This window comes from Salipiger sp. PrR003, assembly GCF_010500785.1.
GTDB classification, from domain to species: Bacteria; Pseudomonadota; Alphaproteobacteria; order Rhodobacterales; family Rhodobacteraceae; genus Salipiger; species Salipiger pacificus_A.
The window spans coordinates 56,605-70,350 of sequence record NZ_JAAGOV010000044.1 but is presented as its reverse complement, the minus strand read 5'-3'; the positions used below and the strand labels follow the sequence as shown (position 1 = coordinate 70,350).

Sequence of the window (13,746 nt, the reverse complement as noted above, 5' to 3'; positions counted from 1 at the left end):
GCGTGAGCGAGCTCCTCTCCGGCAATCCGGGGACCGGCACCCGGGGCACCCGGAATGTCGATGCCACGCGCGAGGGGCCGTGCCGGCCTTGTTCGACAGCATTGACCCCGCCGCAATCTACGGCGCCGACGTCGGCGTTCTGGCAGCGCAGGCGGTAATCTCGTCCATCGCTGGGGTGCGAGGAGATCGCGCGCGCCAAGTCCCCCGTGCAGCCCCGCGCAGATCGCGGCCTAGGTCCGAGCCGCAGCGACAATGGCCATGTGCAGCACGCGCTGGTCTTGGCGCTCGCCTGACGTCCCTGACGCCCCTGGCAGCCACTTATCCCAGCGGCATGACCACTGCCTTGATCAGCTCGTCCCGCTCCTTGGCCAGCAGCGGGAAGCGCTCAGGCAGATCGGCCAGCGCGATGCGTTCCGAGAGCAGAGCGTCCGTATCGATGTCGCCCGCCGCGATGGCCGTCATGACCCGCTCAAAATCGGACTTCAGCGCATTGCGCGATCCGATGATCCGCGTTTCGCGCTTGTGGAACTCGGCGTCCTCGAAGGTGATCTGATCCTTCACCACGCTGACCAGCACATAGGACGACCCATGCGCCAGCAGCGGGAAGCCCGCTTCGATGGCCTTGGCATTGCCTGTGGCGTCGAAGATCAGGTCGAAGCCGTCCGACAGATCGCCTTCCAGGATCGGCTCTCCCGCGATGTGGAGATGCTCGAAGTCGAAGAGGCGCCGCGCCTGCTCGAGCCGCGCCGGGCTCAGGTCCATCAGGTGCACCTCGGCGCCTTCGAGCCGGGCGAAGAGCGCGGTCCCAAGCCCGATCGGCCCTGCCCCGGTCACCAGAACGCGGTCGCCCTGCGCGATGCCCGAGCGGCTCACCGCGTGGGCCCCAATGGCGAGAAACTCGACCATCGCCGCCTGCTCGGGACGGAGCCCCTCCGCGGCATAGAGATTGGTCGCCGGAACGGCGATCCGCGCGCAGAGCCCGCCGTCGCGATGCACGCCCAGAACCTCGATTGACATGCAGCAGTTGGGCTTGCCACGCCGGCAGGCCCTGCAGCTGCCGCAGGAAACATAGGGGTTGATCACCACCAGATCGCCCGCGCGCCAGCCCGCCGCGTCCTCGGTGATAAAGCCCGACAGCTCGTGCCCGATCACCCGCGGATAGTTCAGGTAGGGATGTTTGCCCTCTAGAATGTGGTAATCGGTTCCGCAAAGGCCGGCGGCGGCAATATCCACCAGAACCCAACCCTCGGGCGCGCTGACGGGTTTCGGCCGGCCCTCGAGCGCGAATTTGCCGGGCTCGACGCAGGTGCCGCAGAGCATGGTTTCGGTAGGGCGGCTCATTGCACCCGCTCCCCGGTGCCAAGGTTGCGCGGCCGCCAGTCGGCCGGCAGCTCGCCCTTGATAATCAGCGACAAGATGTCATCCTTGTGCACCTCGTCGATGTCATGGGCCCCCACGAGCTTGCCCTTGTTCATCACCACCACCCGGTCGCAGAGATCGAAAACGTCATGCATGTCGTGGCTGACGAGGAAAATACCGATGCCCTGCGCCCGCAGCTTGCGGATGAGCTCGGCGACCATCGCCGTTTCCGACGGGCCGAGCGCCGCCGTGGGCTCATCCATGATCAGGATCTTCACGTCGAAGTAGATCGCGCGCGCGATGGCGATGACCTGCCGCTGCCCGCCGGACAGGCTCGACACCGGGTCCTTGAGGTTGGTGAAATTGGGGTTCAGCGTCGCCAGCACCTTGCGCGCCTCGGCGAGCATGCGCTTGTCGTCGAGATTGCCGAAGCGCGTCTTCAGTTCGCGACCCAGAAACAGGTTCGACGGCGCGTCCAGATGGTCGGCCAGCGCCAATGTCTGGTAAATGGTCTCGACCCCATGCGCCCGCGCATCCTGCGGCGAGCCCATCTCGACCACGTCGCCGCGGATGCGGATCTCGCCGTGGCTGGGCGCCATGGCGCCCGAGAGGATGCGCATCAGGCACGACTTGCCCGCGCCGTTGTGGCCGAGCACGCCCACCACCTCGCCGGGCATCAGATCGAGCGAGACACCGTTGACGGCCACCACGCCGCCGAAGTGCTTCTCGATGCCGCGCATCTCGACAAGGGGGGCTGGTGCCTGCGGGGCAAGCTGTGTCTGGCTCATGCTGGGCGGTCCTCGAATTGGGTCTTCACGGCGGTCGTCAAAGGGCACGGCCGGGGCCCCGAGGACCCCGGCCGCTTGGCTCAGTAGAGGACGTTCTGCGCCTCGGGCGCGTCGATGTTGTCCTTGGTCACCAGCACAACACCGGTGTCGATGAAGCTCTCGACGGTCTTTCCGGCGATCACGTCCATCACTGCATTCACACCGAGCTCGCCCATCTGGAAGGAGCCCTGCACGGCGATCGCGTCGAGCGTGCCGGACCGCACGAAATCCTGCAGATCGGCGTTGCCGTCGAAGCCGAAGGCCGCAATCTGGCCCGCCTTGCCCGCCTGTTCGATGGCGCGGCCCATGCCCACGGCGGTCGGCTCATTGGCGCCGAAGATGCCCACGAGGTCGGGGTTCGCTGCCAGCACGTCGGTGGTTTGGTTCAGCGCGTTGGCCATCTGCGACTGCGAGTAGTAAGGGCCGACGATCTCGAGCGAAGAGTTCGCCTTGAGATAGTCGCTGAAGCAACCGACGCGGCCGATCTCGGAGCCCACACCTGCAACGTAGGACATCACCGCGACCTTGCCCTCGGTGCCCACCTTGTCGATCATCGCGCTGGCGACCAACTCGCCCGCGGCACAGTTGTCGGTGGATAGGAACGCCTGGTAGGTGCCCTTGGCACCCTCGGCCAGTGCGCTATCGATGATCACCACCGGAATCGCCGATTCAAAGGCGCGCTTTACCGCCGGGGCCAGCGCCTCGGGGTCGGAAGGCGCCAATACGATGCCGGCAACGCCGCGGTTGATGGCGTTCTCGACGAGGTTCACCTGGTCGGCGATGGCGCTCTCGGTGGCCGGCCCGTCGAATGTCATCGTGTGCTCGGACTGGCCCTCGATCGCAGCGGTCGCGCCGAGGTTCACGTTTTGCCAGAAGTTCGAGCTGGTGGTCTTGACGATCACCGCGATCTCGCCCGCCTGGGCGGCGCCCGCCGCGGTCAGCGCCAGCGCGCTGGCTGCCATGAGCGTTGTAAGTCTTCCGTTCATCCTGTCTTTCCTCCCTAGATGACAGTCTTCGTTGGAAAATTCTGTACCCTCTGCGGCCCGCCTCAGCGGCGGTTGCGCAGTTGGTCGATGTAGACCGCGCCGATCACGACGAAGCCGATGACGATCTGTTGGATAAAGGAGGAAACGCCCCCCATGTTCAGCCCGTTGCGCAGCACGCCGATGATGAAGGCACCGATCATCGTGCCCGAGATGCCGCCGACACCGCCCATCAGCGAGGCCCCCCCGATCACCGCCGCGGCGATGGCGTCGAGCTCGTACATCACGCCCTCGCTTGGCTGAGCGGTGATCAGCCGCGACATCAGCACGTTGCCCGCAACGCCGGCCAGCGCACCCGAAAGCGTGTAGGCGATCAGCTTGGTGCGGTCGACGAGCACGCCCGACAGGCGCGCCGCCTCCTCGTTGGACCCGGTGGCATAGATGTGCCGCCCGATTGCGCGGCGGCGCAGCATGTAAGAGGCCGCGATCGCCACGATCACCAGCAGGATCGCCGGATAGGGGATGCCGGGAAAGATCACCTTGGGAAAGCCGTTCGGTTGCATCTCGACCACGCGGAAGAGCGCGCCGTTGCCAAGCACCCCGAAGGCCTCGCCGAGTTGCGAGATGGGGGCCGCGCCGGTCAGCTGCAATGCCGCGCCGCGGGCGATCAGCATCATCCCGAGCGTCGCCACAAAGGGGGTGATCTTCATCTTGGTAACGACGAAGCCGTTGAAAAGGCCACAGGCCGCGCCCATGCAGACACCGAGCATCATCGCGGGCACCACCGGAACGCCCGCCTTGACCATCAAGCCAGTGACGGTGCCCGAGAGCGCCAGCACCGAGCCCACCGAAAGATCGATGCCGCCGGTGATGATCACCATGGTCATGCCGATGCCAAGAAGCCCGATCACCGAGGTCTGCAGCAGGATCGTCAGCGTGTTGTTCACCGACAGGAAGGCGGGGCTCGCGAAGGAAAAGGCGATCACGAGGATTGCCAGCGTCAGCAACGCCGATATGCGGTGAAAGGCTGCCGCGGAACCGGGCAACATACGGGTCCAGGCGCCTTGCGACGGCTGCGAGATATTGGCCATGGGTCCTCCCGGGGTCCGGCTGATGCGCCGAGGCATGGTCTCCCCTCCATGCGGCACAAAATTATTAAAAACAGCGTGTCGCGATGCTTGACCTGGGTCAAGTGTTTTTAATAATTTAATTCATCGGTAAAATACCAACTGAGGGGCACCGGCAGGGGCCACATGACGCAGACTGATCCACTCCGACCCGCAGAGAGCTGAGAAATGGCACGCAGCGACACCCGCTTCCGCGAGACCTACAACAGCCTGCTCGACCTCTGCGGCGGGCACGCCCCCGGCGACTCGCTCCCGTCGGAGAACGCCCTCGGCGACCGGCTCGGGGTCAGCCGCACAGTGGTGCGCGCCTGCCTTCAGCACGCCTCGACACATGGGATGATCCGCTGGGAGGGCCGCGAGAAATCCCTGCTCCGCGCTCCGCGCCCCGACGATCGCTTGCCCCTCGAGACCAAGACCGAGGATCCCGAGATGCTCGAGAGCCGCTTTCTCGAATGGATCCTGCGGTTCGATGTCCCCGCGGGGACACCGCTCAACGTGGCGGCGCTCTCGCGCGAGTTCGGCGTGACACCGCAACTGCTGCAAGAGTTCCTGGCCGGGCTCAGCCGCTTCGGCCTCGTCGAGCGGCGCAAGAAGGGCGGCTGGCTGCTGCTCGGCTTCACTGCGGCCTTTGCGGTCGAGCTTTCGGAGTTCCGCAGCCTGCTTGAACTCAACGCGGTGCAGCAGCTCGTGACCCTGCCTGGCAGCCACCCGATCTGGCCTAAGCTGGAAACGCTCCGCGCAGAGCATCTCGACCTGCTGGACCGGATCGAGACCGACTTTCACGCCTTCTCACCGCTGGATGAACGCTTCCACGCAACGATCAACTCGGTGGTACAGAACCGGTTTGTGGCGGAATTCCAGAAGGTGATCGCTCTGATATTCCACTACCATTACATGTGGGACAAGACCTTCGAGCGGCATCGCAACCAAGCCGCCATCGGAGAGCACCTCGCTCTGCTCGACGCCTTGCTGCTGCGCGACGCGGCGACCTCGGAACAGGCGGCGCGGCGGCATCTCCTGACCTCGAAGACGACGCTGCTTTCTTCGCTGCGGGACCATCGCCTCGGCTGAAGCCTGCGCGGTCGTCAGTCGAAAAGCACTTCCGTCCCCGCGGGGACAGGGGCTTTCAGCGCGTCGAGGTTGCGCGTCAGGCTCGAGGCCTTGGACGTGCCAAGCAGCACCGAGGCCGTCGCCCGGTGACGGAGCGCGAACTGCAGCGCGGCGGTGGCCAGCGGCATGCCAAGCGCCTCGGCCTCGCGCTGCAACTCGGCGACGCGGTCCAGCACCTCCTTCGGTGCGGGGCCGTAGTCATAGGTCGCGCCCTCGACCGGGCCGGTGGCGAGGATGCCGGAGTTGAACACCCCGCCCAGCACAAGGCTCGTCCCCGCCGCCACGCAGCGCGGCACCAGCACGTCCTCGGCCGAGCGGTCGAGCAGCGTCAGACGCCCCGCGAGCAAGATCACGTCTATCGGTCCGTGGTCCATCACATCAAGGCAGACCTGGCACTCGTTCACGCCAAGCCCGAAAGCGCCGATCCTGCCCGCTTCCTTGAGCTTCACCAGAGCCTCGTAGCCACTGCCGAAGAAGGCTTCCATGTGTCCGGCGTTGACCTCCGCCCCGTGGGTATAGGCGCCGATGTCATGCACATATGCGATGTCGAGCCGGGTGACGCCGAGCCGCCCGCAGGTCTGCTCGAAGCTCTCGCGGATGCCGTCGCCGGAATAATCGTAGGACACCAGATTGGGCAAAGGCTCGATGTAGCTGTCGGCCTCTGCGATCGGCTCGGGCGAGGGCGACAACACCCGGCCGAGCTTCGATGAAAGCGCGTAGCTGCTCCGGTTCCGACCCTGCAGGAAACGTCCCAGCCGGGTTTCCGACAGGCCGCGCCCGTAATGCGGCGCGGTGTCGAAATAACGGATGCCCGCATCCCAGGCGGTCTGCAGCACGGCCTCGGCGTCTGCATCGCTCACCTTCCGGTACAGATTGCCGATGCTGGCGCAGCCGAAGGAGACTTCGGTTACCTCGATGCCCGTGTTGCCGATAGTCCTGGTCTTCATACGGTGTCCTTCCTGTGTACAAGCGCGGCCTCGAGGCGCGGTTTCGCGGTGCGATCGCCTTGGCCGCGCGCCCAGGTCACGAAGGCGGCGATACGGCGGTCGAGTTTTTCCGAATGGTTCTGCGCGATATCCGCCAATGCGTGGTCCAGAAACGGATTGGCGAATCTGTCCAGCGTCTCAGCCACATAGGCAGCGGCGGCCGCGCCCTCGCCTGCTGCCGCGAAGCCCGGCAACACTTCCTCGCGGTAGAGCGTCTCGAGCGCAGCGCGGCGCTCTGGGTCGGCCAGCACCTCGCGCACCAGCGCCGGGCCTTCGCGCCCCGCATCCAGCCAGCGCGAGACCAACCATGTGTGGCCAAGGTTGAGGATGAAGAGCTTGAGCCGCTCCACCCGGCCAAGATCACCGACAACCTGAACCTCGGGATGGGCGCAGGGCAGGATCAGGCCGGGACGGTCCTCGATGGCCCAGAGCGCATAGGGTTCGGCGACGGCCCCGGCGGGCTCGAGCGGCTCCGAGACGATGCGATCGACCAGCGAGTTCACCCAGAGCACATCGGTACTGAGCCAATCTTGGAAAGATCGGCAAAGCTCAGTGGAGGCGGCAAGCACCAGCTCATGCAACACGTCGCCATTGTTCTGCACCAGTTCGGTCGGCATGATCTGGATCGGCCCGCCGCCTGCCTCGAAGCGCGCGAACAGCAGTCGGGCAAGCTTGCCGGGGTAAGACATTTCCTGCTGCGGGCGCGTCTCGGCCGTGCCATCCGCCGGCTGCGGGCGAAAGCCTGCATCGGCAGTGTTGGAGAGGATGATCTGCACTTCGCTGCGCACAAGCCCCAACAGTTGATCCATGTCGGTCGCGGTGCTGAGAGCGCGCTTGACGCTGGTGACGCGGCGCTCCTCGTCGATCTGCTCCCCGGCGCGAAGGCCGCGCAGGTGGACGCGGTAACCTTCGGGCGCAATGAGACCTTGCAGCCGCGCGGCGCGCGCGGGATCGCCCGAGGATTGGACGACGGTGACAGGCCCGAGCGCCTCGCCGCGGGCCATGGCTTCCGACAGAAAAAGATCAACATGGGCCTGCAGGAAGCGGCTCGTGCCGAACTGTAGGATCGGCGTGCTGAGCATGGTGTCTCCTCCTCCCTGCTCTGCCGGGCCAACTCCTCTTGGTCCGGCGGTATTTGGTTTTTTATTATTCAGTACCCACGCGGGGTCAAGGGCCTTGTCCGGCGGTGCCCGCCATTGAGCGGGCGCATTCCACCAAGGGATGATCTGTCCGGCGTCGGCGCTCATGGGCAGACCGCGTCAGTGGGGCGGCTCAGGCTCAGATATTGCGATGGACTCCGTGCTCTTCGGAGAGATCGGCAAGGACCTCGTGCAGCCGCGCAATGATCTCGGCACGCGGAGAGACCACGCGTTCGACGATGCCAATATGGCGCGATATCTGCGGGGTGCCAAAAGGAACCTGTTCGAGGTCGCTGTCCTCGGGCTGGGTAAGCGCTGCGTGCGGCACGACTGAGATTCCGAGCCCCTGGCGCACGCAGGTCACGATCGAGCCGATGGTGTCGATCTCGGCGATGTCGTTCGCGACCACCCCCATGCGCGACAGCTCGGTGTCGATCACGTTGGCCAAGGGCACCGCGCTGCGGAACCGGACATAAGGCAGCGCGTTCAGCGCCCCAAGGGAATCGCGCAGATCGCTCCCCCGCGGGCCGATCAGCCAGAGGGGCTCTTTCAGGAACGTGCTCCACCTGAGGGACGAGGGAAACCCGACGTGCTCGGCCACCACCGCGGCGTCGAGCCGCCCTGCCGCAACGTCGGCAATGAGTGTCGAGGAGAGCGAGACCCGGAGATTGAGTTTCAACTCGGGGTAATCCCGGCGCATCCGGACGATGGCCTTTGGCAGCAGGTTCAGCGCGCTTGACCGTACCGACCCCAGCATGAGCGTTCCCGAGATACGATCCCCCCGCAGGCTGGCTTTCGTGTCATCCTCCAGGCGCAACATGTTTCTCGCCATTTCAAGAACTTGCATGCCTTCTGCCGTCGGGCGGGGCGGCCGCGACGCGCGCTCGAAGATACGGACTCCCAATTCCTGTTCCAGGGTCTGAACTTGCTGACTGACCGCAGAGGGGGTCAGGCCGACGACATCTGCGGCGCGCGCGAAGGTCCCGTGCGCGGCAATGGCAACAACGGTCTTGAGTTGGCGGGTGTCCATGGCTTGATCCAGTTTTTCTTAATCTGCAAAGCAGAATTATTCGCTGTTGTGAAGTAAAACTTTCCAATATGCCATTTCGGCAGGAGGAAACCGCGCCCCGAGGAGAGGACGCGGATCCAATAGAAAACATGAGACCGAATGCCTTCCGCCCTGCTGCGGAGGATGTGGAGACCTACGCGATGAGCAAAACCATTCTCGTTACCGGACCGGATCTGCATCCGAACGCAGCGCGTTACGTGCGCGACCATGGCTACGAGACGGTGCACACGCCTCCCTATGCCGACAGCGCGGTGATCAAGGAATACATCGACAAGACCGGGGCCGTCGGGATCGTCTCGCGCATGGGGCGGATCGACGCCAGCGTGCTCGCGGATGCGGGCTCGCTCAAGGTGATTTCCAAGCACGGCGTCGGCGTCGACAACATCGACCTTCAGGCCGCCGCAGACCGGGGCATTCCGGTGCTCGTGGCCACCGGCGCCAACGCGGTCTCGGTCGCCGAGCACGCCATCGCCCTGCTGATGACTTGCGTCAAGCGGATCCTGCCGCTCGACACCAGCCTGCGCGAGGGCCGCTGGGAAAAGCCCGGCTTCAAGGGCCGCGAGATCGCCGGCGCAACGCTGGGCCTGATGGGCATGGGCGCCATTGCGCGCGCCACCGGCAAGATCGCCGCCGCCGGGCTCGACATGAAAATCATCGGCTACGATCCCTATGCGAGCGACGAGGCCTTTGCCGCGATCGGCGCCAGCCGGTGCGACAGCTTCGAAGAGCTGCTGGCCGGATCCGATTTCCTCAGCCTGCATTGCCCGCTGACCGACCAGACCCGCGGCCTTCTGAACGCCGAGGCTTTCTCGAAGATGCGCGACGGTGCCTTTGTCATCAATACCGCCCGCGGCGGGCTGATCGACGAGACCGCGCTGTTGGACGCGGTGCGCTCGGGCAAGCTTGCCGGTGCCGGCCTTGACAGTTTCGCCGTCGAGCCGCCCGCCGCGGATCACCCCTTCTGGGACGAGCCGCGCATCGTCGTCACGCCGCATATCGGCGGCGTCACCGCCGAGGCCAATGCCCGGGTCGGTGTGGACGCGGTCAGCGGCATCATCGGCTATCTCGCCGGCGAGCAGCTTCCCCCGCAACGCATCATCAATCGCGCCCTGCTCGACAGCGCGCGCGCCACACTTTCCAAGGTAGAGGACTAATCCATGTCGATCGGTTTCCGTATCTGCACCCGCGAGCAGGTCGCGTCCAAAGAACTTGTCGAGGCCTTCTCCAAGCTGCCCGTCGCCAACGTCTCGGATTCCATGTCGCGCCTCAGCGCTGCCGGGCCGGCCCTGCGCCCGATGCACGCCTCGGGGGGAATGGCGGGTGTCGCGATCACCGTGAAATGCCGCCCGGGTGACAACCTCATGCTGCACAAGGCCATCGACATGGCCGTGCCGGGTGACGTGATCGTGGTGGATGCCGGCGGTGAGACCACCAATGCCTTGATGGGCGAGCTGATGCTGGCCTACGCCATCAAGCGCGGCGTCGTGGGCTTCGTGCTCAATGGCGCGATCCGCGACCTTGACGCCTTTGTCGAAACCAACCTGCCGACCTTCGCCGTCGGCGTGACCCACCGCGGCCCGTACAAGGACGGCCCCGGCGAGATCAACGTGCCCATCAGCCTTGGTGGCATGGTGATCAACCCCGGCGACATCGTGATCGGCGATGCCGACGGCGTGCTGTCCGTGCCGCTGGCGGATGCAGAAGAAGTGCTGGCCAAGACCGAGGCCAAGCAGGATGCCGAGGTGCGCCAGATGAAGGCCATCGCAGAAGGCACGAACGACCGGACGTGGGTGGACGCAGCGCTCAAGAAGCTGGGCTGCGCTCTGCCGACCGAATGAAGAACGAGTTGAACCAAGGGAGGAAAATGATGTTCAATTCCATCAAGTACGCCACCGTCATCGGGGCCACGCTGATCGCGGGCGCCGCCATGGCGCAAGACTACCCGGAGAAGCCGATCGAGGTGATCGTTGGCTACTCCGCCGGCGGCGGCACCGACGTGATGGCGCGCACTGCCGCGCCCTTCATCGAGAAATACCTCGGCGACGGCGCGAGCCTCGTGGTCAAGAACATGCCGGGTGCGTCGGGCCAGATCGGCGTGACCGAAGTCGCAAATGCCGACCCCGATGGCTACACACTGGGCACGTTCAACCTGCCGGGCATGATGGCGCGTACCATCGACCGCAAAGCGGACTATTCGGCGGACAGCTTCACGTATCTCGCAAACGTGGTGAACGACCCCAACGTGATCGTCACCTCGAAGCGCAGCGGCATCGAGACCATGGACCAGCTCGTCGAAGAGGCGCGCGAGAACCCCGGTGCGGTGACCGTCGGCATGTCGAGCCTCGGCGGCGATGACCACTTCATGCTGATCAAGCTGCAGAACCTCACCGAGACCGAGTTCACCATCGTGCCGTTCCGCGGCTCGGCCCCGGCGCGCACCGCGCTGATGGGCGGCCACGTGGCCATGGGCATCCTCAACATCTCCGAGGTCGCCAGCTTCCAGGACGATCTGAACGTGCTGGGCATCGCGACCACCGAGCGCTCGGATTTCGCGCCCGACCTGCCGACCTTTGCCGAGCAGGGCTACGAGCTGGTCAACGGCTCGATGCGCGGCTTCGTCGCGCCCAAGGGTCTGCCCGAGGATGTCGAGGCCAAGCTTCTTGCGGCCTTCGAGCAGCTCGACGGCGACGAGGAGTTCCTCGCCGCGATGGCCGCGACCTCGAACCCGGTCGAAGTGGTCACGGGCAATGACTTCAAGGTCCTGACCCAGGACCTGTGGGATCTTGCCAAGGGTGTCTGGGACGAGACCCCCTGGAACTGAGTTCCTCCCAGGGGGCCCGGCCCGGCGCAAGTCGCGCAAGCCGGGTCCCCGCCTAATCTCACATATCACCGTAGAGCGCGGCGGCAGGGTACTGTACTGCCCCCGCATCTTCAGACTCAGGGATCCGATCCATGTCCGACCGACACACATCCCGCCTGCTGCGCCCCGAAACGCTGACTGCCATTGGCATCATCGTCGTGGCCGGCTGCTTCCTTTACGCCACGACCGACCTGCGACCGATCTCCGCCCTGCTTCCCGGGGCGATGCTGGCCGGTCTCGTCGTTCTGGCCGTGGCGCTTCTGGTCCGGGACCAGAGGAAGGCCTCCGCCGGTGAGCCTCCGGTGCAACTGAGCAGCGCGCCGCTGCGCGTCATGGGAGCCTTCGCGCTGATCGTCGGCTACGCGGTCGCCACCGATTTCATCGGCTTCTACCCGAGCACCATCGTGATCATCCCGCTGGTCTCCGCGCTCTTCGGCTTCCGCAATCCGCTTGGCCTGCTTGCCGCGACCGTGATCGTGGTCGGCGCCGTCTACCTGATCTTCGACTTCGGCATGTCGCAGGATTTCCCTGCCGGCCGGCTCTGGCAGAACTGAGGCCGCCATGTATTCCGATCTTCTCCACGCACTTCCCGAAGTCTTCGGCCTGACCAACTTCTTCGCGGTGATCATCGGCGTGATCGCCGGGATCGTCGTCGGGGCCATGCCCGGGCTGTCGGCCACCATGGCGATCTCGGTCCTCGTGCCGTTCACCTTCGGCCTCGAGCCGCTGGTGGCGCTCGGCCTGATGGCCGGCATCTACAACGGCGCCATGTACGGCGGCGCGATCCCGGCGGTGCTGCTTCGCATCCCAGGCACCCCGGCTGCGGTTGCGACCACCTTCGACGGCTACCCCATGGCACAAAAGGGCCAGGGCGGCTTCGCGCTGCAGGTTGCCGTGGTGTCCTCGTCGATCGGCGGTATCGCCTCGGCCTTCGCGCTCATGCTGCTGGCGCCGCCGCTGTCCAAGGTGACGCTGCTCTTCGGCCCGTCCGAGGTGTTCTGGGTGGCGGTCTTCGGCCTTGCGTCGATCATCTTCCTGCTGGGCGGCAACCCGATCAAGGGGCTGATCAGCGCCTGTTTCGGTGTCTTTGTCTCGGTGATCGGCTCGGACCCGATCTATGGCAATGACCGCTTTACCTTCGGCCAGCTCGAACTGCTCGACGGCATCAACATGGTGATCCTGCTGGTGGGCCTCTACGCGCTGCCGCCGGTCATCGACCTGCTCGAGACGCCGCTGAAGACGGATAACGTCGGCGAGAGCCAGCTCGGCACGGAGCCGATCTGGAAAGCGCTGCCGAAGATGAAGCACTTCTGGAAGACCTGGCTGCGCTCGTCCTTCATCGGCATCTGGATCGGCATCCTGCCCGGCGCGGGCGGCTCGATGGCGGCCTTCATGTCTTACAACGAGGCGCGCCGCGCATCGAAGAACCCCGACGCCTGGGGCGAGGGCGAGCCCGAGGGCGTTGCCGCCGCCGAGACCGCCAACAACGCCGACACCGCCTCGGCCCTGATCCCGGCGCTGACGCTGGGCATTCCGGGAACCGCCGTTGCTGCGGTCATGCTCGGCGGCCTGCTGGTGCATGGTCTGCAGCCCGGCCCCATGCTCTTCCGCGACAACCCCGATGTCGTCTTCGGCTTCATGTGGCAGTTCCTGTTCGGCGCCATCCTGCTGGTGCTGCTCGGCGGCTCGCTGGCAACCAACAGCTTCGCGCGCCTGCTGAATCTGCCGCGACCGCTGCTCGGCTCGATCATCATCGTCCTCATGCTGATCGGCGTCTACTCGATCCACGGCCGCATGTTCGATGTCTACCTGATGCTGGGCTTCGGGGCCGTGGGCTGGGTCATGGACAAGCTGAAGTTCCCGCTGCCGCCGGTGGTGCTCGGCCTCATCCTTGGCGGCTTCGCCGAAGAGAACCTGCGCCTCGCCCTGCGGATCGGCCGCGGTGACTGGATGGTGCTGTTCAGCAACGTGACCAGCCTTGTCATCGTCGCCCTCACCGTCGCCGTCATCGTGGGACCGATCCTGAAGAAGAAGCTTGCGAAGTCCAAGACGCGAGACGCGACCTGACATCCACACGCGACAGAGACTCTGTGTCGAGGAGATACAGGTGAACCCCGGAACGAAGAGCGCACTACGTGGCGGCGCATCCGGCCACCCTCGCCCCTGAACAGGTCGCCGGGGCTCTGTGACACGAATTTGCGCAGGGTGGCGCTAACTGCCACCCTGCGCAACAAGCGATGCACCTCCTGGCCAAAGGAGGGGCTCGACCAATGAAGCACCCTGTTG

Annotated in this window: 13 protein-coding genes; 6 read left to right on the top strand and 7 right to left on the bottom strand. The window is 65.4% G+C overall.

The features are described 5' to 3' along the window. Positions 1 to 318: 318 nt before the first annotated feature. From G0D83_RS16340 to G0D83_RS16325, 4 genes are all read right to left on the bottom strand, one after another. Complete coding sequence (locus G0D83_RS16340; protein WP_164195871.1) at positions 319 to 1,341, bottom strand: zinc-binding alcohol dehydrogenase family protein; 1,023 nt, start codon at positions 1,339 to 1,341, stop codon at positions 319 to 321. Further along, positions 1,338 to 2,147, bottom strand: coding sequence for an ATP-binding cassette domain-containing protein (locus G0D83_RS16335; RefSeq protein ID WP_203594991.1), 810 nt, complete (start codon positions 2,145 to 2,147; stop codon positions 1,338 to 1,340). The genes G0D83_RS16340 and G0D83_RS16335 overlap by 4 nt, the downstream gene beginning before the upstream one ends. 80 nt (positions 2,148 to 2,227) lie before the next feature. Then, positions 2,228 to 3,172: an ABC transporter substrate-binding protein gene (locus G0D83_RS16330; RefSeq protein ID WP_164195869.1), complete on the bottom strand. Its 945-nt coding sequence runs from the start codon at positions 3,170 to 3,172 to the stop codon at positions 2,228 to 2,230. 62 nt (positions 3,173 to 3,234) lie between these two features. Beyond that, entirely contained in the window at positions 3,235 to 4,260 is a 1,026-nt protein-coding gene (locus tag G0D83_RS16325; RefSeq protein WP_108969970.1) for an ABC transporter permease, read from the bottom strand. A gap of 204 nt (positions 4,261 to 4,464) precedes the next feature. Between G0D83_RS16325 and G0D83_RS16320 the strand changes: the two genes are divergently transcribed. Then, the gene (locus G0D83_RS16320) at positions 4,465 to 5,367 is read left to right on the top strand and encodes a GntR family transcriptional regulator (protein WP_164195867.1); all 903 of its coding nucleotides are present in this window, start codon (positions 4,465 to 4,467) and stop codon (positions 5,365 to 5,367) included. A 14-nt stretch (positions 5,368 to 5,381) separates the two neighbouring features. On the opposite strand, the gene G0D83_RS16315 is transcribed toward G0D83_RS16320, so the two are convergent. The 3 genes from G0D83_RS16315 to G0D83_RS16305 form a co-directional block, all read right to left on the bottom strand. After that, on the bottom strand, positions 5,382 to 6,353 hold the full coding sequence (locus G0D83_RS16315) for an aldo/keto reductase (protein WP_164195865.1): 972 nt from the start codon (positions 6,351 to 6,353) through the stop codon (positions 5,382 to 5,384). Next, positions 6,350 to 7,474 carry a mannitol dehydrogenase family protein gene (locus G0D83_RS16310; protein WP_164195863.1) on the bottom strand — a complete coding sequence of 375 codons (1,125 nt, stop codon included), beginning with the start codon at positions 7,472 to 7,474 and terminating at the stop codon, positions 6,350 to 6,352. The genes G0D83_RS16315 and G0D83_RS16310 overlap by 4 nt, the downstream gene beginning before the upstream one ends. A gap of 196 nt (positions 7,475 to 7,670) precedes the next feature. Next, positions 7,671 to 8,561 (bottom strand): LysR substrate-binding domain-containing protein, encoded by an 891-nt coding sequence (locus tag G0D83_RS16305; RefSeq protein WP_164195861.1) that lies wholly within the window; start codon positions 8,559 to 8,561, stop codon positions 7,671 to 7,673. A gap of 179 nt (positions 8,562 to 8,740) precedes the next feature. Here G0D83_RS16305 and G0D83_RS16300 point away from each other — a divergent pair, with 179 nt between their 5' ends. From G0D83_RS16300 to G0D83_RS16280, 5 genes are all read left to right on the top strand, one after another. After that, complete coding sequence (locus G0D83_RS16300) at positions 8,741 to 9,754, top strand: hydroxyacid dehydrogenase (protein WP_164195859.1); 1,014 nt, start codon at positions 8,741 to 8,743, stop codon at positions 9,752 to 9,754. A gap of 3 nt (positions 9,755 to 9,757) precedes the next feature. Then, a complete protein-coding gene (locus G0D83_RS16295) occupies positions 9,758 to 10,438 on the top strand; it encodes an RraA family protein (RefSeq protein ID WP_164195857.1) in 681 nt (226 codons plus the stop codon). A 29-nt stretch (positions 10,439 to 10,467) separates the two neighbouring features. Next, on the top strand, positions 10,468 to 11,421 hold the full coding sequence (locus G0D83_RS16290) for a tripartite tricarboxylate transporter substrate binding protein (RefSeq protein WP_164195855.1): 954 nt from the start codon (positions 10,468 to 10,470) through the stop codon (positions 11,419 to 11,421). 131 nt (positions 11,422 to 11,552) lie between these two features. Then, on the top strand, positions 11,553 to 12,014 hold the full coding sequence (locus tag G0D83_RS16285) for a tripartite tricarboxylate transporter TctB family protein (protein ID WP_108970381.1): 462 nt from the start codon (positions 11,553 to 11,555) through the stop codon (positions 12,012 to 12,014). Between the two features lie 7 nt (positions 12,015 to 12,021). Beyond that, the gene (locus tag G0D83_RS16280) at positions 12,022 to 13,527 is read left to right on the top strand and encodes a tripartite tricarboxylate transporter permease (protein ID WP_108970380.1); all 1,506 of its coding nucleotides are present in this window, start codon (positions 12,022 to 12,024) and stop codon (positions 13,525 to 13,527) included. Positions 13,528 to 13,746: the final 219 nt, after the last annotated feature.